Source organism: Rothia sp. HMSC061D12, assembly GCF_001836735.1.
Lineage (GTDB): Bacteria > Actinomycetota > Actinomycetes > Actinomycetales > Micrococcaceae > Rothia.
This window is the reverse complement of record NZ_KV830305.1, coordinates 1225496-1248668: the sequence shown is the minus strand read 5'-3', so window position 1 is coordinate 1248668 and position 23173 is coordinate 1225496. Positions and strand designations below refer to the sequence as shown.

The following is a 23173-nucleotide window of genomic DNA, read 5'->3' as shown; positions in this document are numbered from 1 at the left end:
CGCCCTGAGCTTTCTGCACGCTCGTACACCCTGCGCGGGCGTACCCTGAAAAGTACACTCCCGCTATCATCACAGGGAGCAACCCGAAAGGATACGCAATGCCCAAGTCACTGCAACGCCCCGTCGTTCTTCTCACCGGCGCCAGCTCCGGTATCGGCTACGACGTGGCGCCGCTGCTGGTGCGCTACGGCTACACCGTCTACGGTGCCGCCCGCCGCGTTGAGAAGATTGAAGAGCTCGCCTCCGAGGGCGTGAAAGCGCTCAGCCTGGACGTTACCGATGAAGCATCCATGGAAGCCGCCGTGCAGCAGATTATTGACGCAGAAGGCCGCATTGACGTGCTCATCAACAATGCAGGCTACGGCTCCTACGGCGCCATTGAAGATGTGCCTATCGACGAGGCACGCCGCCAGTTCGAGGTGAACCTCTTCGGTCTGGCGCGTCTCACCCAGCTTGTGCTACCGCATATGCGCGCACAGGGTAGCGGGCGCATCCTGAACATCTCCTCGATGGCGGGGCGCATTACCATGCCCCTCGGGTCCTGGTACCACGCCACCAAGTACGCCCTCGAGGCGTTCAGCGATGCTCTGCGCATGGAAGTTGCAGAGTTCGGTATTGACGTGATCATTATCGAGCCCGGCGGCATCAAGACCCCCTGGGGGCTTATCGCGGCAGACCACCTGGAAGAATCCTCCCGAAACGGCGTCTACGCGGCTCAGGCACAGCGCGTTGCGGCAAATATGCGTAAGCTCTACTCGCCCTCCTCCAACCTCTCGGAGCCGAAGGTTATCTCTAAAACTATTCTGCGAGCCCTGGAGGCGCGCCGCCCCAAGACCCGCTACCTCGTGGGTTTCGGCGCTAAGCCCTCCGTGTTCCTGCATACCGTGCTGCCCGATCGTCTCTTCGACAAGGTGGCGCGCCGCATCTTCTAGGGCCGGAACAGCCGCGAACTAGAGCATTAAAAAGCGGGCGGTGCTGCGCGAAACAGAATGTTTCGTACAGCACCGCCCGCTACGTTTTTCAAGAGCTAGTACTAGTCTACTACGGCGTGGGTCGGATCGAGCACGCGCGCCAAGAAAGCCTGAGTACGTTCGTGCTGGGGGCTGCCAATCACCTGATCGGCGGGACCCTCCTCCACGACCACGCCATCGGCCATGAAGACGACCTTATCGGCGACCTCGCGGGCAAACGCCATCTCGTGAGTCACCACGATCATGGTCATACCCTCATCGGCAAGGTTGCGCATAATGCTCAGAACCTCACCGACCATCTCCGGGTCGAGGGCACTGGTCGGCTCGTCGAAGAGCATCAGGTCCGGGTGCATGGACAGTGCACGTGCAATAGCCACACGCTGCTGCTGACCACCGGACAGCTGAGCCGGGAAGCGGTCTTCCTTGCCCTCCAGACCAACCTTGGCGAGCTGCTCGCGGGCAACCGCCTCCGCCTCAGCCTTGGAACGGCCCAGAACCTTAATCTGAGCGATCGTGCAGTTATCCAGAATGTTCAGGTGACCGAACAGGTTGAACTGCTGGAACACCATACCCATGTGGGTACGCACGCGGTTAATGTCTACGTCCGGGTCGGTGACCTCGGTATCGCCCACCATGATGGTGCCGTCGTTCGGCTCCTCCAGCAGGTTCACGCAACGCAGCAGGGTGGACTTACCGGAACCCGAAGGACCGATGAGGCACACGACCTCGCCCGGCTCGACCTGCATGTCGATGCCCTTGAGAACCTGAACCTTGCCGTAAGACTTGTGCAGGTTAGAAATGCGCACCGAGGAGGCGGCCATGGATGAAGTTGAAGCAGTCATAGTATCTTCCGTAATCCGTATCTGTCGTTGCGCTTACTTGCGGCCCGCAAGCTGGGTGCGGCGCTCAAAGTATGCGGAGAGCTGGCCCAGCGGAACAGTGATAATCAGGTAGCACAGACCCGCAACCACCAGGGGAGTCAGGCCCGCGTTAGCGGCGGTCAGGCCCTCACGACCGAACTTCGCCAGCTCGTACTGAGAAACCGTCACGCCCAGCAGGTACACGAGGGAGGAGTCCTTGGTCAGCAGGATAACCTCGTTGGTCAGCGGGGGCAGAACCACGCGGAACGCCTGAGGAATAATGATCGAAATCATCGCACGAGTGTGGGACATGCCCAGGGAGCGTGCCGCCTCCATCTGGCCCTTCGGGATCGCCTGCAGGCCCGCACGCAGAACCTCACTAATGTAAGCAGCCGAAACCATACCCAGGGACAGGGTCACCGGAATCAGGTTATCCACGAAGCGGATCTTGAACGCCAGGGGAATACCGTAACCGAACGCGAAGAAGACCAGCAGCGCCGGGATGCCGCGGAAAAGCTCCACGTACAGGGTCGCAATCCAACGGTAGGGAGCGATAGAGGAAATACGCATGAGCGCCAGCAGCAGACCGCCGGAGAGGCCCACGATGAAGCCCAAGGTGGTGTACAGCAGGGTGTTCTTCAACGCCACGGTGATGACGTCAGGGAACTGCTGAGCCGCAACGTCCAGGTTGAATACCTGCTGGCTGAGGGTCTTCCAGTCAGCCAGAAGAATGGCTGCCAGGGCGATAACTGCCAGAAGGGCGTACTGTGCGTAGCGGAAGAGCTTCTGCTTCTGACGGGGTGAGAGTTTAGAGGACATGCGTTTTCTTATCCGTGTGCTGTTCGGTCAAGAGCGTTTTATACGCTCACAAGGATAGAGGCCGGAGAATCCCCCAACCCAAAAGTAATAAGGGTACTCCTGAATTGGGGGAGGGGCTAGTCGGCTAGGTGTTTAGGAAGCGGAGGAAGAGGCGCTCGCGGAGGTCGAGGAGGTGGTGCCCACCCACTTGGCCTTCATCTTGTCGAGTTCGCCGTTTTCCTTGAGCTTGGCGATGGTAGCGTTTGCCTTGGTCAGCAGTGCCTTGTTGTTGGAGGAAACTGCTGCGGCAATCTGCTCGGTGTTCTCGGAATCCTGGTAGGCGATCTTGAAGGAGTCCGGGTCGTTGGTCAGTGCCTCGGATACCACGGAGAGGTTCGCTGCGACTGCCTTGACCTGACCGGTCTTCAGGGCGGAGAACATGAGGGAGGTGTCTTCGTACTGGATGACCTCTGCACCGTTTTCCTTGGCGTAGGTTTCACCGCTGGTTGCCTGCTGCGCACCAACGCTGACACCCTTCAGGTCTGCGGCGGAGGTGATGGAGGAACCCTTGGGGACCAGGATTGCCAGGTTGTCGTCGAAGTAGACGGTGGTGAATTCCATCTTGCTCTTACGTTCGTCGGTCACGCCGATACCCGCAAGGGCGATATCGCACTGACCGGTGGCCAGGCCGGTTCCGGAGTCCAGGCCCTCGAAGCTGATGGAGGTCAGCTGAGCCTTCACGCCCAGATCAGAGGCGATAGCGTTGGCGATGTCTGCATCCAGGCCGACGATGGTGCCGTTTTCTTCGTATTCGAAGGGCTTGTAGGGGGTGTTGGTGCAGACGCTGAGGGTGCCGGACTTGACGAGGCTGACCTCGCCGTTGGCGTCGGAGTTCTCGTTGGCGGTGGAGACGCAGCCGGTCAGCGCTAGGGGCAGTACTGCCAGTAGTGCGAGGGGCTTAAGGGATGCCTTCTTGAGGACTGCGGTGTTCATTGGGATGCTCCTGTGTGGGGTGTGCTCTATGAAATCTATGGTCTATTGTGCGCGCCTATGTTAAAAAATGCAAGTATATACATAAATATTCATAAATTTTTGCTGAATATGAATAATTTACACCCCCAAAAACTGAATAAAACCCCGAATTAGCGACTCGAAAACCACTTCAGAACGCACCTTAACGCACCGTGCGACACTACTACGGTTTACCCAACTATCGAATCTAGTAACCTCCATGCCACAATTGAGAGCGTGAACGCAGAGAAGAACACCCGCGCAACCCGCGCAACCCTAGACAAGAAAACCAGCGACATCGCCGCCATGTTCGATACCGTAGCCGAACGCTACGACCTCATGAACGGCATCCTCTCCCTCGGCCAGCACATCTACTGGCGCAAGCAGGCAGTCGCAGCCGTCGACGCGCACCCCGGCCAGAAAGTGCTGGACGTAGCCGCAGGTACCGGCGTCTCCTCCGAACCCTTCGCCGACGCCGGTGTGGACGTCATCGCAGCAGACCTCTCCGAAGGCATGCTGGATGTGGGCCGCCGCCGTCGCCCCGACATGACCTTCGTGCAGGCAGACGTCACAGCCCTACCCTTCGACGACGAAACCTTCGACGCAGTGACCATGTCCTACGGCCTGCGCAACGTCGCAAACTACCCCAAAGCGCTGAGCGAAATCTACCGCGTGCTCAAGCCCGGCGGACGCATCGTCATCCTCGAGTTCTCCACCCCGACCTTCGCCCCCTTCGGCGCGGTCTACAAGAACTACATCATGAAGGCGATTCCGCCGATTGCCCGCGCAATCTCCTCCAACCCCGAATCCTACGAATACCTCGCCGAGTCCATCATCGCCTGGCCCAACCAGCAGGAACTGGCGCAGAAGTTCAAGGAGGCGGGCTTCACCTCCGTGCAGTACCGCAACCTCACCGGCGGCATCGTCGCCATTCACCGCGGTTTCAAGCCTGAAGCACACAACGCATAGACACCGCGTTCACACACCACCGAAGACACCAACACCAAGAAGATAGAAGACACCGTGAGCAACGCAGAGCAGCCCATTGCCGCAACCGACCTGCTGGGAGACCTCGACCTGAAGCTTCCTGCAGGCTTCGAACTCATCGCCGCAGACCCCAAGCTGGGTCCGCAGATTCTTTCCTCCCTCGCGCGTATTGAGGAGCGCCTGGCAGAAGCCATCGCACAGACCGATCACCTGGCGGATGTTGCATCCCGCCACCTGCTCTCCGCGGGCGGCAAGCGTGTGCGTCCCCTGCTGGCGCTGCTCTCGGCAGCTGTCGACGGCGAAATCAACGACGAGGTTATCGAGGCCGCCGTGGTCGTTGAGCTGACTCACCTGGCAACCCTCTACCACGACGATGTTATGGACGACGCCCCCAAGCGCCGTGGTGTGGACAGCGCCCAGATGATTTGGGGCAACTCCGTCGCCATTCTCACCGGTGACCTGATCTTCTCCCGCGCATCCCTGCTGGTCTCCGAGCTGGGTACCCGCCCCATGAAGATTCAGTCCCAGACCTTTGAGCGTCTGGTGCTCGGTCAGCTCTTTGAGACCACCGGCCCCCGCGAGGGCCAGGACCTGCTCGACCACTACATCGCGGTCATTGAGGGTAAGACCGGTTCCCTGATTGCCGCTGCCGGTGAGTACGGCTCCCTGCTTTCGGGCGCTTCCGAAGACGTCATCTCCATGGTCAAGGCGTACGGCGAGCTGGTCGGCGTGGCATTCCAGCTGGCTGACGACGTGATTGACATTGTGAGCGACGGCAAGACCAGCGGTAAGACCCGCGGCACCGACCTGCGCGAGGGCGTGCCGACCCTGCCGACCATCCTGCTGGACCGCGCGGTAGCCGCCGGCGACGAATCTGCTATTGCTGTTCGCGCCCTGCTGGATGCAGACCTCAGCTCCGACGAGGCTCTGGAGACCGCTGTGGAGGCGCTCGCCGCCCACCCGGTCACCCAGGAAGCATGGCAGATTGCTTACGACTGGGCGGACCGCGCGATTGCCGCGATTGCTCCGTTGCCCGAGTCCACCGCGAAGGCTGCGCTGGAGTCCTTCGCTCACGCTGTGGTTCACCGCGAGGGCTAAAATGCCTCACCACGTAACGTGTGCGCTGGCGTAAGCGCTGATGCGTCTCATACTTCAAAACCCCCGCTGAATCCAGTCAGATTCAGCGGGGGTTTTCTGCATTATGGCTAGTCAGTACCGGTTTTCAGGGCAGGTATGAGCGGGTGCCCTGTCCCGCATAGTTCCGTATGCTGGGGTCTCCTTGACCGCTATATGCCTTTAAGGTAATCCTTATAGGCATGCCTGAGGCGCACATCCACCCTTCAGACGTTTGACGGCTTCCACGCCCACCCCGTGTTGGAGAGCCGTTTACTATTTCTGGACGCGAGCAGAGCCCACCACTCCGACGGGTTATTCTCGCACCAACCATCCGCGTCCCCACACATTCGAGGTTTACAACTATGGGAGCATCTACCCCTAAGGCGCCCACGAAGCGCGAAGGCTTCTCTAGCCGTCGCGTCTTTATCTTTGCCGCCATCGGTTCTGCTGTTGGTCTGGGCAATATTTGGCGTTTCCCCTACATCGCATTTGATAACGGCGGCGGCGCCTTCATGATTCCCTATATTGTCGCCCTGCTGACCGCCGGTCTGACCTTCCTGTTCTTTGACTACGCAATCGGTCACCGTGCGCGTGCGTCGTCCCCGCTGGCTTTCCGCCGTCTGAACCGTAAGACCGAGTTCATTGGCTGGTGGCACATGGGTATCAACTTTGTCATCGCTATCTACTACGCCGCTATTGTGGCGTGGGCTCTGCGTTACATGGTTTTCTCCTTCACCAATGAGTGGGGCGATAACCCGAAGGCGTTCTTCCAGGGCGAGTTCTTGAAGGTCGCAAAGGATCCCGGCGTCTCCCTGGACTTCAACATGAACATCCTGATTCCCATGGTTCTGGTGTGGGGCGTTCTGCTCGCTGTGATGGCTCTGGGTGTTCAGAAGGGCGTGGGCGCAGCCAACATTATCTTCATCCCGCTGCTGCTGGTCATGTTCGTTGGTTTGGTGATTTACTCGCTGACCCTGCCCGGCGCTGTGGACGGTCTGAACGCTCTGTTCACCCCCAGCTGGGACTCCCTGGCTAACCCGGACGTGTGGGTTGCTGCGTACGGCCAGATTTTCTTCTCGCTGTCCATTGGCTTCGGCATTATGGTCACCTACTCTTCCTACCTGAAGCCTAAGACTGACTTGACCGGTTCCGGTGCTGTGGTTGGTTTCGCGAACTCCGGTTTCGAGCTTCTTGCTGGTATTGGTGTGTTCGCTGCTCTGGGCTTCATGGCTCAGGCTGCTGGCACCCAGGTGAGCGAGGTTGCGACCAGCGGTATTGGTCTGGCGTTCATCGCGTTCCCGACCATTATTTCTCAGGCGCCCGGCGGCGTGCTGATTGGTATCCTCTTCTTCGGTTCCCTGCTTTTTGCTGGTTTCACCTCCCTCATTTCGATTCTTGAGGTGATTATCGCCGGTATTCAGGACAAGTTCGCGACTTCCCGTCTGGCGTCCACCATACTGGTGATTGTTCCGATGGCTCTGATTTCGCTGCTGCTGATGCCGACCACTACCGGCCTGTACGTGCTGGATATTCTCGATAACTTCGTGAACCTCTTCGGTATTCTGGCTGCCGGCCTGTGCGCCATTATCGTGGTTGCATACGTGGTGCGTGCTCTGCCCGCTCTGGCTGAGCACCTGAACCGCTACTCTTCCATCAAGGTCGGCAAGATCTGGATGGGTCTGCTGGCTGTCGTGACTCCGCTGGTTCTGGGTTACTCTCTGATTCAGAGCGTTATCAAGCTGATTGCGACCCCGTATGAGGGTTACCCTGCGGATCTGCTGGCGATTTTCGGTTGGGGTATGAGCGCACTGCTTCTGGTTGGTGCGATCGTTGTTTCTCTTCTGCCCTGGTCGAAGAAGTCTCGTGCGGCTGAAGAGCCGCCGGCACCTCCGGTGATTTCCGGTCAGGTGGAGCACGGCCACGTTGATTCGACTATTACCCGTTAGGAGCCCTCATGTCTATCTCCGCAATTGTGATGCTCATTGTGGCAATCCTGATCATTTGGGGTGGCCTGGGTTTGGCTCTGCTGAACCTGCACCGTCATCCGGATCTGGATGCTCTCGATGCTGCTGCTGAAGCTCAGGGGTCTGAGCTTTAGCGTGTGAACGCGACATAAAGTGATGCCCCGCAGGCTAACGTCTGCGGGGCATCACTTTGTTGTATGCGGGAGTGTATTTTGTGCGGGACAGTGTTTTAGCCGGGTTGGGGAGAGCTACTTGCTCTGTACGTCTTCAGCTTTTACGAGCGGGATCATGCCGGTTTCCGGGTCGGACAGCGCGGAGGCGCGGTAGGAGCGGGAGGCACGCACCGCATCCACGGTGAAAATGATGAGCGCAATCCAGATGAGGCTCAGACCCAGCACCTTATCGGCGCTCATCTGCTCGTGCAGAACGGTCAGCGCCAGAACAAATTGGATGGTCGGGCCCAGGTACTGCACCATGCCAATGACTGACAGCGGTAGCGCCTTGGTTGCCGCCGCAAAGAGCATGAGGGGCACAACGGTGACCACGCCGGTGGATGCGAGAAGCCAGAAGTGCCCGGCACCTTCGCTGAAGAGGGTCATTTGTCCCTGAGCATTGAGCACAAAGAGGGCGGCAATGCCGAAGGGCGCCAGAATCAGAGTTTCGAGAGAGAGTGAAACGATGGGGCTCACGTCGTGGGCTACGCGTGCCTTGAGCAGGCCGTAGATGCCGAAGGAGAACGCCAGGCCCAGACCCGTCCAGGGCACCTGACCATAGATGAGGCTCATCATCAGCACCGCGATACATGAAATTGCGACGGATACCCACTGCGCGGCGCGCAGGCGCTCCTGCAGGAAAATCACGCCCAGCACCACGGAGACCAGCGGGTTAATGAAATATCCCAGGGACGCATCAATCGTGTGACCGCTGGTTGTTGCCATCACGTAGATAAGCCAGTTCGCGCAGATGAGGAACGATGCCGCCGTTAGCACCAGCATGATGCGGCGATTCTTGAGAGCGCGGCGGAAGTCCGCGGTTGCCCGCACAATCGGTAGTAGCAGGGCGCAGAAAATGAGGGAGAAGACCACTCGCGCCACCACAATCTCAATCGGTCCTGCTGGCGCCATCAGCACAAAATACAGGGGGAGCAGACCCCAAATGATGTAGGTGCCGATGATGGTGATAAACCCGTTGCGGGTGGTGTGCTTCTGCGTTTCTGACATGGTTTCGTCTGACCTGATTCTTCGGTTACGTTCTTCTAAGCTATTCATCGGGATGCGCCAGCTGGGTACCCACACAGGTTTCGATGCGCGCACACTACTGTACCCGATACGGGGTGCAGCATACGCTAGGGACGCCTCAGGCGCGGTACCACGAGGATACCGCGCCTGAGGAATGCTGCGTATTCGGTTTAGAGGCCGAAGAAGCGGGAGAAGAAGCCCTTCTTCTTGGGCTGCTCTGCCTCGCGGCGTGCAGTTTCTTCCTGCTCGCGGCGGGCTGCCTCTTCGTGCTCTGCCTGCAGGTCGGGAGCTGCGCCAGCGTTGCGGATGGGCTCCACGTGCTGCTCTTCGTATTCTGCTGCATCCTGCTCAGCCTCTGCGGACTGCTCAGCTGCAGTCTCAACGGCGACCGGCTCCTCAGCGTACTCTGCGGAAGCCTCAACGGTCTCGTACTCGGGCTGCTCGGCGCCGATGGACTCGTCGGTGTAGACGCGAGCCTGCTCGGTCTCCTCTGCCTCGTACTCGCCGGGCAGGGTCTCCACGGTGACCAGGCCGGGCTCTGCGTACTCTGCCGGCTCCTGATCGAAGGGAGCTTCGTCGGCGGGGTAGAGGTTTTCGGTGCTCTCAACGCCGGGTACCTCGGTGTCTGCGACCGGTGCGTGCTCGGCGATCTCGACGGCGCGCTCTGCTTCAGCCTCGGCACGTGCGGCGGCGCGTTCTGCTGCCTCCTGCTCGCGCTGTGCGTTCTGAGCGGCTGCCTCTGCGGCTGCCACGCGCTCAATCTCGGTGCGCAGTGCGGCGAGGGATTCGCGACGCTGTGCGGCAGCGGCTGCGCACTGCTCCAGAACCTCGGGGCCAACCTGAGGCTCAGCCTGCTCGATGCCGCTGATGCGACCCTCGTCGAACCACAGGCGCAGGGCACCGTCGGTTGCGGTCAGCACGGCGGTTGCCTCGGTGTCCCAGGCGATGTGGAAGCCGCGCTGCTGAGCGTAGGAGTCCACCGCCAGAACCTGGTTGTGGATCTCTTCGCTCTGCAGGGTCTTAGCGATGACGCGGCCAATACCCTTGTAGGTCGGTGCCTCGAGGGTCAGCTCAGCGCCCTCCAGCAGGGTCCATGCGCGCACGCCAGCGCCCGCGGGCAGCGGGTAGTGTGCGTACAGGCCGCTGATGGTCTTGGTTGCCAGGGTCAGGCGGCGTGCCAGGGACTCGGAGAGGGGCAGCTCGTCGGTGGTCAGTTCGGCCAGGCCGTCACGCTCACCGGTTTCGCGCGCCTGAATAGCGGCGGAAACAACGGAGTCGGGGAAGTAGCCCAGCTGCTGCCAAGACCAAATCCAAGTACCGCGGTTCTCGGATTCGGTGCCCAGCAGGTGCGGCTTGAGCGAAAGCGGGGGAGTGGTCTCAAAATCCAGAGACTGGGAGGTGAAGTCCACGTTCCACTCGGAGGTACCCACGAGCTCAGCGAGTCGAGCCTGGTACTCGGTGGAGATAAAGATCGATGCGTCGATAAGGTCCTGCAGAGAATTCGTCATGCTTCAAGATTATCAACCTTTTAGCGTTCACTATGCCGTGTATCCCCGGTTTTGGGGTGCGCTTTAGGCGTATTGGACGTTAAGAGGGTCGAATGGGCCGCCTAGAGGGGTTCAGGGGAGAGGTAGAGCATATATCTTTCGGCGTAAACTATCTGCGTGGAGTGCCCGTGTTCGTTAGAATCGAAGAGACGGCTTCTTCCGGCACCCTGTAAGCCGACACTACGACCGAACACGGATGCCTCCAGCCGCGCCGTATTCACACTCAAGGATGTATAAACTATGACTGAACCCCGCCTTGCCGAGACGAGTAGCCGCGCCGCGCGCATCCAGGACGCGCTGAACAACATTGGAAGCTGGCTGCTGGATGTCGTTAGTGTTGACCCCGGCTGGAGCGAAATGGTGCTGGACGTCAAGCCTCTAGCAGGTCAGATTTTTGTGCGCGTGCGTGAATTCCGCGACGGTGAAGAGTTCATTGGTACCATCGGCCCGCTCAAGGACGGCTCACCCATTATTGCTGAGGTCCGCAAGCTGCAGCGTGCCGCCTACGACGGTAACCGCGGCACCTGGTTCACCGCCTCCATCGTGGTGGCGGCAACCGGCTGGCCGAACCCGCAGTTCAGCGTGGGCGCCTCCTATAACCGTGATGATGAGCCCGCCAGCTGGAAGAACGAGGGTACCCTGACCGCAACCGACGTACGTGAGCACCTGGCTGAGTTCCCGCGTGATGCGTCGCGTATCCCGCAGTGGGCTCGTGAGCGTATGGAGGGCCGTGCCCGCCACTCTGCTGCCGCGGCGCTGTCTTCGAGCGAGCACGAGATCCCGAACCCCTACCTGGTCGCTGCCCTGGAGACTTTCCGCAACGATGTGCAGGAGCGAACCCTCATTAACGTGGTTCGTACCATGCTCGGCGGCGACGTTCTGCTGGATGCGACCGGCTCCCTGCTGATTCCGTCCGAGACCGACCCGATGGGCCCCGAATCGGTGCTGACCCACCAGGTCATCCGCATGCCCGAGACCGGTATGCAGGCGCTGTGCGTGTTCTCCTCCTCCGAGCACATCGGCAAGAGCTACGTGCGTCAGGAATCCGAGGGCGACGAGCTGATTCTGCGCGAGCCGGCGATGAAGGTTTTCATTGACTTCCTCAACAACGAGGCGCTGGACTTGATTGTGGTTGACCCCGGCACCGACCACGAGTGCTACATTGAGCGCGCTCAGGTGCAGTGGATTGTCACTTCTCCCCGCAATGACGGTGCGAAGTTGGCGCTGACCCAGGACAACATGCAGATGCTGCTCGGCTCGCTGGTCTCCCCGGTATCCGTGCTGCTGGTGGGTGTTGACCCGGCTGACCCGTCGGGTACCTCCTTCGTCTTTGACCCGGATGAGAACGGTAACCCGCAGAGCCTGCTGGTGTTCACCTCGCCCATTGAGATTGCGGCACTGGACCCGCATATTGAGGTGCGTTCGGCGAACGCCCTGGACATTCTGCGCTACGCCCTGGAGATTGGCGCACCGAGTGTGAAGGTGAACGCGATTAACCCCTCCACGGTGCTGACCGCGGCGCAGATCCGCGAACTGCTGGAGATTGTGGGCTCGCAGCCCCGTATGGGTGCCTAAGCTCCTGCATTAAATAACTTAAACCGTTGAGGCGGCGACACGAGTAGTGTCGCCGCCTCAACGGTTTAAGAGCTCTCATGACCGAGCCAACGTATTCCTCAGGCTATGCCGCCAGGATGCGCGCTGCCGCCTCCTGCTGGGTTCGGGCGAGAGCCGCCTCCTGTTCGGTCTGGCAGTCTACGCACACGCCCTGGTAGAGTACGTCTGCGCTGAAGAGCGCCATGCCGTGAAAATCGCTGGGGGTCAGGCAGGGTGCGGAGCCAACCGCGCAGTCCACGTCTTCGACCTTGCCGCAGCGTACGCAGAAGGCGTGGTGGTGGTTGTCGCCCGTTCGGGTTTCGTAGAGGGCGGGGGTTCCCGGCGGCTCGAACTTACGTAGCAGGTCGATATCGGTCAGGTCGGCAAGAATAACGTAGACCGACTGAACCGTGATGGCGGGGATGCGCTCGCGGACTGCCTGCACGATGGTGTCGGCGGTGGAGTGCGGGTGTTCCTGCACTGCGTGGAGTACGGCGAGGCGCTGCTTGGTGACGCGGCGGCCCTTGGTGCGCAGACCGGTGGTCCATGCTTCTTCGAGCTGTTCGGGGCTCATGGCTGAGAGCAGGGGTAGGCCGGTGGTGTGGGCGCAACCGGTGTTGTGATGGTCTGGGCTCTGGGTCTTCTTCGTATCGGAGGTTGTCTTTGCGTCGGTCATAGGTTTAAGTCTACACATTATTATGAGAAATTCATCATTATTTTATGAAAAGCTCATAATAAGCAGGCAGGGCGTCCCTTTCATCCACTCTGTGGCGCCCCTCCTCACCCCGGCCTCGGGTGTGAAGAGATGCCGTACAATCAAAGAACCTAGAGTAACCCGTACCGGCGATCACCATCAAGGAGGATAGGGTCATGGTGTACGACTTCACAAACCCCATCTACATTCTGCTGATGATTCTGCTCTTCGGTGTGCCCATCGTGACCCCGGTGATTTACGGCCAGTACCGTAGCACTACCACGGGTTTTGATCTGGAGGGTCAGCTGATGCTCGGCCTGCTCTTCATCCTTTTCCTGGGTGCTTACAGCACGATTCTGCTGCTCGGTATTTTTCCGACTGCTACGGCACAGGTGCTGGAGCAGGTGCCCCTGGTGAATATTCCGGGCGCTATTCCCTAATCCCTTTTGAGCTTTCGGCGCATGGGTGACGCTCTGGGTGAATCCGAGCGCCATAAGGTGCGCCCGCGGGTGCTTGCACGTATTCTATAGAGTCAAGTACACGCTGTACGCACTGACCTAATTGTTCAGGAGGATACCCATGCACAGCCATAACAACGGACTGAAAACTGCCCTGTTGATGGGCTCCATGGTGGGCATGATGCTGCTCATCGGTGGCCTGCTTTCGGTGAGCTTCCGGACCTCCATTTTTATCTGGATTATGGGCCTGGTGAGTTTGGGTTCGGTGGCGTACACCTACTGGAACTCCGATAAGCTCGCCCTGCGCTCCATGAATGCGTACCCGGTCAGCCGTGAAGAGGTTCCGGTGCTTTACGACATTGTGGAGGAGCTGTCCTCCCGCGCGGGCCAGCCCATGCCCGCCCTCTATGTGGCACCGACCATGACTCCGAACGCGTTCGCGACCGGTCGTAACCCGCAGAATGCGGCGGTGTGCTGCACCGAGGGCATCCTGCAGTTGCTAGATGAGCGCGAGATGCGCGGCGTGCTCGGCCACGAGCTGATGCACGTGTACAACCGCGATATCCTCACCTCTTCGGTGGCGGCGGGTATCGCCTCCATTATCGGTACTGTGGCTCAGTTCCTCTCGTTTGGCGCGATGTTCGGCGGATCCAACCGCGATGGTGAACGCGCCAACCCCCTCGCCATGTTCGTGGTTGCCATGCTGGCTCCCATTGCTACGCAGGTCATTCAGATGGCCATTAGCCGCACCCGCGAATTTGATGCCGACGAAGATGGTGCACGTCTGACCGGTGATCCGCTGGCTCTGGCTTCGGCGCTGAACAAGCTGGAGAGCGGTGTGTCCATGTATCCGATGGACCCGAACAACCGCAACACGGAGGCGGCGAGCGCCATGATGATTGCGAACCCCTTCGGTTCGCTGAAGAACATGCTCTCTACTCACCCGCCGATGGACCAGCGTATTGCGCGTCTGCAGCAGCAGGCTCGTGAGATGGGGCAGTACTAAGTCTTTTCTTCGCTGAATCATCCGGGCGCGAGTGTGTCACTGTATGCATGTGACGCTGTACGAATATGACCCGGCGTGACGATTATGACCCGCGATGACGGGTTGGCAGACAAAAATCCTCGGGGTGGCTACTGTGGAAGTAGCCACCCCGAGGATTTTTGTGTAGAAGATTTTACGTTTCGGCTTCTAACCGCCTCCCTCACCCATTGCTGGGCGGGGAGCCTCGCCTGAGTTTAGCGGTAGTTGACGAACTGCAGGTCAATCTCAAGGTCAGCGGACTTGAGCATTGCAATGACTTCCTGCAGGTCATCGCGGGACTTGGAGGAGACGCGCAGCTCATCACCCTGGATGTTTGCCTTCACGCCCTTGGGACCCTCTTCGCGAATCATCTTGGAGATCTTCTTCGCCTGGTCCTGCGCGATGCCTTCCTTGATGGAGCACTCGATACGGGTTTCCTTGCCGGATGCGTAGGGCTTGCCGGAGTCCAGGGACTTCAGGGAGATGCCGCGCTTGACCAGCTTGGACTGGAAAACGTCGAGCACTGCCAGGGCGCGCTCTTCGGCGTTTGCCTTGATGAGGATCTTATCGCCGGAGTAGTCGATTTCTGCACCTACGCCGCGGAAGTCGTAACGCTGGGAGATTTCCTTCTGCGCCTGGTGCAGTGCGTTGGAAACTTCCTGCTTGTCCACCTTGGACACAATGTCGAATGACGATTCGCTAGCCATGGGCTTTCCTTTCGTGAATGAGGTGCTACTGGCACCGGTTAGTACTAGCCTACCGGGTTGGGGCTCTTGTTCACAGCTAACTATCAGAATAACGGGCCTGTTTTACAGGTGTTACTAACCTTAAAAGAGGACAATAGAAACATGACCACTCCTAACCTGTCCACGACGGACCTGCGCACGAGCGAGGAAGCTCGCGACCTGCAAACCCTGCTCTTCATTGACTTGCATACCTCTCTGGGCGCTGAGCCCGAAGGTATTCCTGAGGCTGAGCGCCTCAACGAGTCTGACCACCACGATATTCATCTTGACCTGCATGCGGAAGAGTCTAAGCATTCTCCTTTTGAAGGCATTGGTATTACTCTGACTGAGCCTTCGCTGGTGGCACGTTTCCGTGGCGTTCGCCGTGACCTGGAGCGTGAGATTGCCGGTGACATGTGCACTGTGGAGCAGGCGCGCCGCTATCTGGAGCACCTGGAGATTGTGCTTCTGCTTGAGCAGGATGGCGATACTCCGTCCCGCTCCTTCTAAAGCTGCTGTAGGCATTGGCTTTATTCACGGCTTTATTCATGAGGGCTTTATTCAATTAGGATGAGGGCGCGGGCGCTGCGATAGATATGCGCGGTAGATATGGATGCGCGGTGAGCGTGCACCGACGCTCTGATGTGACGAAAAGACGATAAATATAACCAGATATATAACCTTCGTCACAAAACCCTGTGTGAAGTGTACAAGTCCCTAAAACTGCTGTAGAGTAGTCTCTGTTCGCTTGAGCGAGCAACTAGCACCTAGCTAGGCGGCAGGTTACCCGAGCGGCCAAAGGGGGCTGACTGTAAATCAGCTGGCACTGCCTACGGGGGTTCGAATCCCTCACCTGCCACAAATAGCCCGGTTACGAAAGTAACCGGGCTTTTGTGTATCTAAAACCAGTTTCAGGGTGGCTCCCGCAGCGGCCTTCCGTGGGTGCGCCCGTTTTTCCCGATGTCCGCGAGGGGCTTTCTTGCGGGAGGGGAGGGAGAGCTCACACGGGGGCTTTCGCCTGCCGGGTCGTGCGCCTCCATCACCTGGTGCGGAACCTTTCGCGGGAGCCTCCGCGACACGCCCGCGGGCCGGCTGAAACTGCCGCGGAAAGAGCCAACTATGACGGCAATTTGTCATATCTTTCACAATGTTTGAATCCCAGGGCGAACAATTAGCGATTGGGGTCTTGAGGGTGTAGCTTTATCTCATGGCTACTATTGAAATTACTCAGCAGAACCTGACTGCTACCGTCGAGAGCAATGACATCGTCTTCCTGGACTTCTGGGCAGATTGGTGCGGTCCCTGCAAGCAGTTCTCCCCCGTCTACGAGGCGGCTTCGGAGAAGCACAGCGACATTGTTTTCGGCAAGGTTGACACCGAGGACCAGGGCCAGCTCGCTCAGGCAGCAGGCATCACCTCCATCCCCACCATCATGGGCTTCCGTGGCGGTATCCTGGTTTACCAGCAGGCCGGCGCACTGCGCGAAGACCAGCTGGAGACCGTGATTGGTTCGATCCGCGAGCTCGACATGGACAAGGTCCGTGCAGAAATCGCAGCAGCAGAGGGCTCTGCAGAGAAGAAGTAAGCTCACCACCACAAAAGAGCTTGAACGGGGCGCACCCGCCGGCACAACCGGCTGGGGCGCCCCGTCCCCTTTTAACCTCGTTAGGGTGCATGCGTGTTAGCGGTCGCGGTGATCTTCAATGGTCATGCGCGCCCCGAACCTCTGCTTTGAGAAGCCAGAAGCATGCATGAGCCGCACCAGACGTTGCCGATGCGGGCTGTAGGGTACCAGCAGGGCGAGCATACCCGCATCATCGGTGCGTTGACCGGTGAATAGCTCACCGACCGCGTGCGCCAGATGGTAGTCGCCCACGCTGATGGCATCTGGATGCCCGCACACACGCTGCAGAACCTCGGAAATACTCCACGGGCCCACGCCGCGCACAGTGTGCAGGCTCCGCGCCAGAAGCGCCACGTCGCCTTCTGCCGCAATGTTTTTCAGAGACTCGGCGGAACGAGCGTAAGCGTACACGGCATCGTAGCGGCTTTTATCAACGCCCGCCCGATGCCAATCCCAGGTGGGAATCGTCGCCAGGGTCCGGGCGCTTGGGTAGACGCGCATGCCTTCGGGCTGATGCCCCAACCCGGTCGATGGGGCGGGGGAGCCGTACTTTCGCAGAACCCAGCCTAAGGTTCTGAACGCTTCGGTCTGGGTGATGCGCTGCTCCACAATGGCGTTGAGCATCTGCCGGTCCAACTGCCCCGAGGCGCTGAGGCGGAGCCCCGGATTCTGCCGCCACGCCTGCTGAATACGCGGCGGAAGAGCCTCAAAAGACGACAGCGCGCCAAACTGTTCGGCGGGGTCGTGCAACCCCAGCCAGTACGTCATTTCCTGCGCCAGCGCCTGAAGATCGGCTCGCGCCTGCATCTGCTGATCTGCGGCACTATAAGAAACCCAGATGCGAATACGCACCGGGCGCATCAGCAAGCGATGCAGGGAGGGGAGAGCCTCGGCGCGGGCGGTCACCTGCTCGGCTGGCTGCGCCAAACGTTCGGCGTACAGCACCGCCGGGAACTCGTGAAACGGCGTGCGAGCCGTCACCCAGATTCGCTCGGCACCATCCGCGCGGCTCAGCGCACGATACGAAAGATCCTGAGCACCGCGGCGCAACGAACCCAAAGTCTGCGCCAACTGCACCGGAACATGCGGCTCAATCACAACCTCGCACGCCTCGGGAGCCAGAGCGCCGGGAAGGGGCGAAGCGGCGGGGGAGAGAGTACGAACCTGAACGCGCGGCTGGCTAAGAATGGTAGGCTCCTGAAGAACATCCGCAAGCGCTGGCGCATAGGGCACACCAGCTGCCGCCAAAGGATGCCGGATGCGCCGTGCACCCGCTGCCGCGCGGCTACCGGAGGTCGCACCGCCGGGGTTTGAGGAAGGAAACGTACTCACCCCACCAGTCTATGCGCCCAAACCGGGCAGCAACATCCGCGGCAGATAATTGCGGACCAAGATACAAAAAGTGCAGGAAGGGCAGGCACGCCACTAATGCGATACCCTAAAGGGTAGAGCGAGAACGAACGCAAACTCCGCCACCGGCACGACACAGGCTATGCGTTCCGCCCGTTCACAAGGGCGCCCACGCCCGGACACGCACCCCGGACATACACCCCGAGAGAAGGACGCCTATGGCAGCGGAAGCACAAGAAGCATCCTCGAATACTGACGCACCTGAACAGAAGAACAGCGCCGCCACCAGTGCGGGCCGTACTCAGCGCGCCAAGAAACAGCCGCGTCAGTCCCTCACCGAGCGCGTCAAGAGCATCCGCCCCCTCGAACTACTACCCGGTCTGCTGCTTGCCGCCGCCGTCATGGCGTTGTACACCTACTACTCGCTGCAGCAGATGAAGCACTGGATTACGCCCTCCTGGGACCTGGCGATTTTCACCCAGATGGCACAGGCCTACTCGCATTTCTCCGTGCCCATCGTGCCGATTAAGGGGCCCGACTTTAACCTCTGGGGTGACCACTTCCACCCGATTCTGGTGCTTCTGGGACCCATCTACGCGCTGTTCCCCTCGCCGACCACGCTACTGGTCGTGCAGAACGCCCTGGTCGCCTTCGCAAGCTTCGCCATTGTGCGCTTCACTCAGCGTGCCTTCGCGCTCGCCCAGAAAACTGAAGATGCGCAGAAGAACGAACCTGCGCAGAATGCTCAGTCCGCAAAACTTCAGAGCGTCATCCCGACCCTCACCGGTCTGCTGCTCGGCGCCGGATTCGCCCTCAGCTTCGGCGTTCAGCAGGCTATCGCCGCCCAATTCCACGAAGTAGCCTTCGCCGTGCCGCTGCTTGCCATGAGCCTCGGTTACCTGGTGCTTGCCTCACGAGTGAGTGGCACCGAACGTGCCCGCTACCTCGCCTACGCTTGCTGGTGGTCCCTGCCCATTGCCTTCGTCAAAGAAGATATGGGTATTACTGTCGCAGCCATCGGCCTCATCATCTTTATCCGCACCGGCTGGTTGAGCACCGCTGTTGACATTCTGATGCCGCGCCTTTCCGCTGGTACTCCCGCCCCCATGCGTGCCCGCATGCAGCAGCTCTACTCCTCGTGGGCACGCACCCCCGCCGTCGCAGAATCCACCATGGTCATGATGTGGGGTGTGTTCTGGTCTGTCGTCGCCGTCTACGTGATTCTGCCCTACTTCAATAGCGGTGGAAACTTTGATTACGCCGACAAGGTGAACTTCTCCGCAGCCTTGGGCGACCCCTTCGGCTCAGCGTTGCAGATGCTCAGTAACAACACCAAGCTGGCAACCCTCGGACTGCTGCTCATTACCGGAGCTGTCCTCTGGGTGATTTCTCCGCTCGCGGCAATTGCCCTGCCGACCCTCGCCTGGCGTCTGCTCTCCACCATGGAATCCTACTGGGCAAGCACCTGGCACTACTCGCTCGTGCTCATGCCCGTCGTCTTCCTCGCCCTGCTCGACGCCGTCATGTGGATACGCTACGGAGTGGTTCCCGCTGCGATTCCGGCGCGTTTGGGCGCGCGCGCAGCCGATAGCGCCTCCGCGCAGGAACCTCAGACCAATACCGAGCCCGGCCGCCTCACCGCCACGGCACGCCGCATACCCGTATGGGCTCTACCCGCCGCGGCGCTCTTCCTTGCCGCCTCCCCGATTTTCGTGCCCGGCTCCCAGCAGCCCCTCGCGTCCCTGGGTAATGCGCAGTTCACCGCCTCCGCGCTGACTACGACTGACCAGATGAAGCAGGACGCCGTCCAGAAGGTACCTGAAGGGGTATCGGTCGCATCTGACCTGTCGATTCTGACCCAGCTGATTCCCGGTCGTACCGTCTACTGGATTGGTCACACCGGTGAGCCCGCCCCCGACTACGTGGTTATCGACCGCAGGAGCAACTCCTGGGGCGGCAACCCGCCGACCAACGCCGCACAGTACGCGGCCGACCGCTACGGCCATTCCTACGCTAAGTACGCGACCGTTGGCACGATTGATATTGTGCGCCGCGTAGACTAGCCTCTCGGTTCAGCGGCTCAATGAGCGCCCACCCCGCAAACGCTGGGGTGGGCGCTCGCATTTAAGAGATGAGGTTTTAAGCACCTTTTTATGACTCAAGTGGGGACCCTGCTGTACACTGGATAGAACTGGATAGAACACGGGAACCCCCGATGAAGGTCTTGTGCGCACCCGGCACCCAAGGTGGTGCTGGAATTGTAGGTGCGCCGTACTCACCATCACCGATTGATACGCCCCATAAATTTGCGGTTCACACCGTACACGCGGGCTTCTCTTAACGATCTCTGGTCCAGCGTCTTTACTGCGTCTGCTGTAACAGACACACCACCGCCGTAGAGCGGGAAGGCGAACCACCAGGAATACGTGACATTGCATGTGAGCATTACCCACCCTGTACACCCCTGATTCGCAGGGACTACTGTGCGCCAAGCACAGAGTACGAATAGGCGTGCGGATAATGTGCCGAGAAATTCAAGACCACCCCCAGCAAAAGCCGCTACCCGTAGCATCCGCAGAACACCTCTGCAGAATGCGCCGGTAACGGAGGACCCCTGGACGTTCTACTCCCCAGGGGATGATGTGTGGCTGGGCCGTGAAGGGGACACCCGGTAAGCGCCGAAAAGCGTGCGCTTCCACCCCTACCGTATAGAGGAAAAATTGACTGAGAATACTGCTACCCCGGCCGAACTGAACGCCGAGGCAGAGACCGTTGTGACCACCGAGAACATCACCGAGAACACCGTTGAGAGCCCTGCTGTAGAAGCAGAAGAAACCACCGCCGAAGAAACTGCCGAAAAGGCTGAAGAAGAAGGCGTACGCTTCACCGACCTGGGCCTGGACCCCCGCGTCCTGGCAGCCCTGGAAGAGGTCGGCTACGAGAAGCCGTCCCCCATTCAGGAACAGACCATCCCCCTGCTGCTTGACGGCCACGACGTGGTTGGTCTGGCACAGACCGGTACCGGTAAGACCGCAGCATTCGCGCTGCCGGCACTGTCCCGCATGGCTGAACTCGCCGACATCAACGGCGTCTCCCGCGACACCCAGGTCCTGGTCCTGGCACCCACCCGCGAGCTGGCTCTGCAGGTTGCAGAAGCCTTCTCCTCCTACGCGACCCACATGGAGGACTTCACCGTCCTGCCCATCTACGGTGGCTCCCCCTACGGCCCGCAGCTGGCTGGTCTGCGCCGCGGTGCGCAGGTCGTCGTCGGTACCCCCGGCCGCGTGATTGACCACCTGGAAAAGGGCTCCCTGGACCTGTCCAACCTGCAGTACCTGGTACTGGACGAGGCAGACGAAATGCTGCGCATGGGCTTCGCCGAAGACGTGGAAAAGATCCTCGAGGGCACCCCCGACAGCAAGCAGGTTGCGCTCTTCTCCGCAACCATGCCCAACTCGATCCGCAAGATCGCTCAGCAGTACCTGAACGACCCCGTCGAGGTTCGCGTCAAGGCAAAGACCACCACCAGCGCAAACATCACCCAGCGCTACATGCAGGTCATGCACTCCCACAAGCTGGACGCAATGACCCGCGTGCTCGAGGTTGAGAACTACGACGGCATTATCGTCTTCGTTCGCACCAAGAAGGAGACCGAGGAGGTCGCCGACAAGCTGAAGGCACGCGGCTTTGCGGCAGCAGCGATTAACGGTGACATCCCCCAGCAGCTGCGTGAGCGCACCGTTGACGCCCTGCGTGACGGCCGCATCGACATCCTCGTGGCAACCGACGTGGCGGCACGCGGCCTGGACGTGGAGCGCATCTCCCTGGTCGTCAACTACGACATCCCCCACGACACCGAGTCCTACGTGCACCGTATCGGCCGTACCGGCCGTGCAGGTCGCGAAGGTGCCGCAATCCTCTTCGTCACCCCGCGTGAGAAGTACATGCTGCGTCAGATCGAGAAGGCAACCCGCCAGAAGGTCGAGCCGATGCACATGCCCACCGCAGAGGCAGTGAACGAGACCCGTAAGCAGCGCTTCGCACAGCAGATTACCGAGACCATCGAGTCTGAGGACCTGAGCTTCTTCCGCGAGATTATCGAGGACTACGAGAACGAGCACGACACCACCGCTGAGGACATCGCAGCCGCACTGGCTGTTGTCGCCCAGCAGGGTCGCCCGTTCTTCCTGGATGAGGAAGAGGACATCGCGCGCAACTCCCGCCCCTTCTCCGACGACGATTCGGACCGCGGCGGCCGCAAGGCAAAGCGCGCGCGCAACGACGAGGGCATGGTCAACTACAAGCTGAACGTTGGCCGTTCCTCCCGTGTGACCGCAGGCGCTATCGTGGGCGCGCTGGCTAACGAGGGTGGAATTAAGGGCTCCCAGATTGGCTCCATCGACATTCGCCAGCACTTCACCATTGTTGGCCTGCCTGAGGACCTGCCCCGCGACTTCTTCGACCGTCTGCGTGACACCAAGATCGCTGGCGAGTTCATCAACATCCGCAAGGACAACGGTCCCAAGGGCGGCGGCGGTGGCCGCGGCTTCGGTGGCGGTCGTCGTGAGGGTGGTTTCCGTGACTTCGATCGCCGCGAGGGTGGTCGTCGTGAAGGTGGCCGCCGCGAGGGTGGCTACCGCGGTAACCGTGAGGGTGGCCGTGACTTCGGTGGCGACCGCGACTTCAAGCGTGGCGGCCGCGATTTCGGTGGCAAGCGCAATGACCGTGACTTCGGCGGTCGCGACTTTGGTGGTCGCGATAACCGCCGTGAGGGCGGCTACCGTGGCAACCGTGAGGGTGGCCGTGACTTTGGCGGTCGCGACTTCGGCGGCCGTGATAACCGCCGCGAGGGCGGCTACCGCGGTAACCGTGACGGCGGCCGTGACTTCGGCGGCCGCGGCAAGCGCTACTAAGATTCCGGCTAAGCCTGAATTCGCGGTATGAGGGGCTTGCTGAGGCTATCGGCAAGCAGTCTTGTCATCCGCAGATGAGTCAAAGACCGGCAGGGGAACGATGAGCTCTCCTGCCGGTCTTTGTGTGTCTGCGTCAGCTGGAGTGATGGTGTCTGGTCGATGCTGGGTGCTCATGGGGCACCGTGGAGAACAAGTAAGCATCAAATGTGGCGTATGCCATAGCTTTTCCGCTTGCGAGCATTCCTGAAGACCTGTATAGTTTTACCTGTTGCCCCGATAGCTCAGTGGTAGAGCGCCATC

General features: G+C 60.1%; 20 protein-coding genes and 1 tRNA gene. 13 read left to right on the top strand and 8 right to left on the bottom strand.

Annotation, left to right across the window (positions count from 1 at the left end):
• Window positions 1-98 precede the first annotated feature (98 nt).
• Window positions 99-932, top strand: a complete 834-nt coding sequence (locus tag HMPREF2682_RS04905) for an oxidoreductase (RefSeq protein WP_070831881.1) — start codon at window positions 99-101, stop codon at window positions 930-932.
• A gap of 101 nt (window positions 933-1033) precedes the next feature.
• On the opposite strand, the gene HMPREF2682_RS04900 is transcribed toward HMPREF2682_RS04905, so the two are convergent.
• From HMPREF2682_RS04900 to HMPREF2682_RS04890, 3 genes are all read right to left on the bottom strand, one after another.
• Window positions 1034-1813: an amino acid ABC transporter ATP-binding protein gene (locus HMPREF2682_RS04900; RefSeq protein WP_070831878.1), complete on the bottom strand. Its 780-nt coding sequence runs from the start codon at window positions 1811-1813 to the stop codon at window positions 1034-1036.
• Window positions 1814-1846: 33 nt separating this feature from the next.
• Window positions 1847-2650: an amino acid ABC transporter permease gene (locus tag HMPREF2682_RS04895; RefSeq protein ID WP_005504788.1), complete on the bottom strand. Its 804-nt coding sequence runs from the start codon at window positions 2648-2650 to the stop codon at window positions 1847-1849.
• 132 nt (window positions 2651-2782) lie between these two features.
• Window positions 2783-3622, bottom strand: a complete 840-nt coding sequence (locus HMPREF2682_RS04890) for an ABC transporter substrate-binding protein (protein WP_070831875.1) — start codon at window positions 3620-3622, stop codon at window positions 2783-2785.
• Window positions 3623-3877: 255 nt separating this feature from the next.
• On the opposite strand from HMPREF2682_RS04890, the gene HMPREF2682_RS04885 reads away from it, so the two are divergent.
• The 4 genes from HMPREF2682_RS04885 (at window position 3878) to HMPREF2682_RS09260 (ending at window position 7841) form a co-directional block, all read left to right on the top strand.
• Complete coding sequence (locus HMPREF2682_RS04885; protein ID WP_049349165.1) at window positions 3878-4609, top strand: demethylmenaquinone methyltransferase; 732 nt, start codon at window positions 3878-3880, stop codon at window positions 4607-4609.
• Window positions 4610-4663: 54 nt separating this feature from the next.
• On the top strand, window positions 4664-5725 hold the full coding sequence (locus HMPREF2682_RS04880; protein WP_049356287.1) for a polyprenyl synthetase family protein: 1062 nt from the start codon (window positions 4664-4666) through the stop codon (window positions 5723-5725).
• 380 nt (window positions 5726-6105) lie between these two features.
• Window positions 6106-7689, top strand: coding sequence for a sodium-dependent transporter (locus HMPREF2682_RS04875; protein WP_049353378.1), 1584 nt, complete (start codon window positions 6106-6108; stop codon window positions 7687-7689).
• Between the two features lie 8 nt (window positions 7690-7697).
• Entirely contained in the window at window positions 7698-7841 is a 144-nt protein-coding gene (locus HMPREF2682_RS09260; RefSeq protein ID WP_005508316.1) for a methionine/alanine import family NSS transporter small subunit, read from the top strand.
• A gap of 114 nt (window positions 7842-7955) precedes the next feature.
• Here HMPREF2682_RS09260 and rarD read toward each other — a convergent pair whose 3' ends face one another.
• Together rarD and HMPREF2682_RS04865 are read right to left on the bottom strand one after the other, a co-directional pair.
• Window positions 7956-8927, bottom strand: coding sequence for an EamA family transporter RarD (rarD, locus tag HMPREF2682_RS04870; RefSeq protein WP_070831872.1), 972 nt, complete (start codon window positions 8925-8927; stop codon window positions 7956-7958).
• Between the two features lie 188 nt (window positions 8928-9115).
• Window positions 9116-10453 (bottom strand): DUF6882 domain-containing protein, encoded by a 1338-nt coding sequence (locus HMPREF2682_RS04865; RefSeq protein ID WP_070643053.1) that lies wholly within the window; start codon window positions 10451-10453, stop codon window positions 9116-9118.
• A 279-nt stretch (window positions 10454-10732) separates the two neighbouring features.
• Between HMPREF2682_RS04865 and HMPREF2682_RS04860 the strand changes: the two genes are divergently transcribed.
• On the top strand, window positions 10733-12067 hold the full coding sequence (locus tag HMPREF2682_RS04860; RefSeq protein ID WP_070831870.1) for an SseB family protein: 1335 nt from the start codon (window positions 10733-10735) through the stop codon (window positions 12065-12067).
• A 103-nt stretch (window positions 12068-12170) separates the two neighbouring features.
• Here HMPREF2682_RS04860 and HMPREF2682_RS04855 read toward each other — a convergent pair whose 3' ends face one another.
• Window positions 12171-12761 carry a Fur family transcriptional regulator gene (locus HMPREF2682_RS04855; RefSeq protein WP_070831867.1) on the bottom strand — a complete coding sequence of 197 codons (591 nt, stop codon included), beginning with the start codon at window positions 12759-12761 and terminating at the stop codon, window positions 12171-12173.
• Window positions 12762-12955: 194 nt separating this feature from the next.
• Between HMPREF2682_RS04855 and HMPREF2682_RS04850 the strand changes: the two genes are divergently transcribed.
• Window positions 12956-13219 carry a hypothetical protein gene (locus HMPREF2682_RS04850; protein ID WP_049338049.1) on the top strand — a complete coding sequence of 88 codons (264 nt, stop codon included), beginning with the start codon at window positions 12956-12958 and terminating at the stop codon, window positions 13217-13219.
• Window positions 13220-13358: 139 nt separating this feature from the next.
• A complete protein-coding gene (gene htpX / locus HMPREF2682_RS04845; RefSeq protein WP_070831864.1) occupies window positions 13359-14243 on the top strand; it encodes a zinc metalloprotease HtpX in 885 nt (294 codons plus the stop codon).
• Window positions 14244-14476: 233 nt separating this feature from the next.
• Here the strand turns inward: htpX and HMPREF2682_RS04840 are convergent, their stop codons facing one another.
• Window positions 14477-14968, bottom strand: a complete 492-nt coding sequence (locus HMPREF2682_RS04840) for a YajQ family cyclic di-GMP-binding protein (protein ID WP_005504808.1) — start codon at window positions 14966-14968, stop codon at window positions 14477-14479.
• Window positions 14969-15109: 141 nt separating this feature from the next.
• On the opposite strand from HMPREF2682_RS04840, the gene HMPREF2682_RS04835 reads away from it, so the two are divergent.
• From HMPREF2682_RS04835 to HMPREF2682_RS04825, 3 genes are all read left to right on the top strand, one after another.
• Window positions 15110-15496 (top strand): hypothetical protein, encoded by a 387-nt coding sequence (locus tag HMPREF2682_RS04835; protein ID WP_005504812.1) that lies wholly within the window; start codon window positions 15110-15112, stop codon window positions 15494-15496.
• Between the two features lie 267 nt (window positions 15497-15763).
• A tRNA-Tyr gene (locus HMPREF2682_RS04830) sits at window positions 15764-15845 on the top strand.
• A gap of 348 nt (window positions 15846-16193) precedes the next feature.
• A complete protein-coding gene (locus tag HMPREF2682_RS04825) occupies window positions 16194-16571 on the top strand; it encodes a thioredoxin family protein (RefSeq protein WP_005504813.1) in 378 nt (125 codons plus the stop codon).
• 96 nt (window positions 16572-16667) lie between these two features.
• Here HMPREF2682_RS04825 and HMPREF2682_RS04820 read toward each other — a convergent pair whose 3' ends face one another.
• A complete protein-coding gene (locus tag HMPREF2682_RS04820; protein ID WP_044145737.1) occupies window positions 16668-17942 on the bottom strand; it encodes a DNA-3-methyladenine glycosylase family protein in 1275 nt (424 codons plus the stop codon).
• A gap of 236 nt (window positions 17943-18178) precedes the next feature.
• Between HMPREF2682_RS04820 and HMPREF2682_RS04815 the strand changes: the two genes are divergently transcribed.
• Window positions 18179-20023 carry a DUF2079 domain-containing protein gene (locus tag HMPREF2682_RS04815; protein WP_070831861.1) on the top strand — a complete coding sequence of 615 codons (1845 nt, stop codon included), beginning with the start codon at window positions 18179-18181 and terminating at the stop codon, window positions 20021-20023.
• 657 nt (window positions 20024-20680) lie between these two features.
• Window positions 20681-22873, top strand: a complete 2193-nt coding sequence (locus HMPREF2682_RS04810) for a DEAD/DEAH box helicase (RefSeq protein ID WP_070831858.1) — start codon at window positions 20681-20683, stop codon at window positions 22871-22873.
• Window positions 22874-23173: the final 300 nt, after the last annotated feature.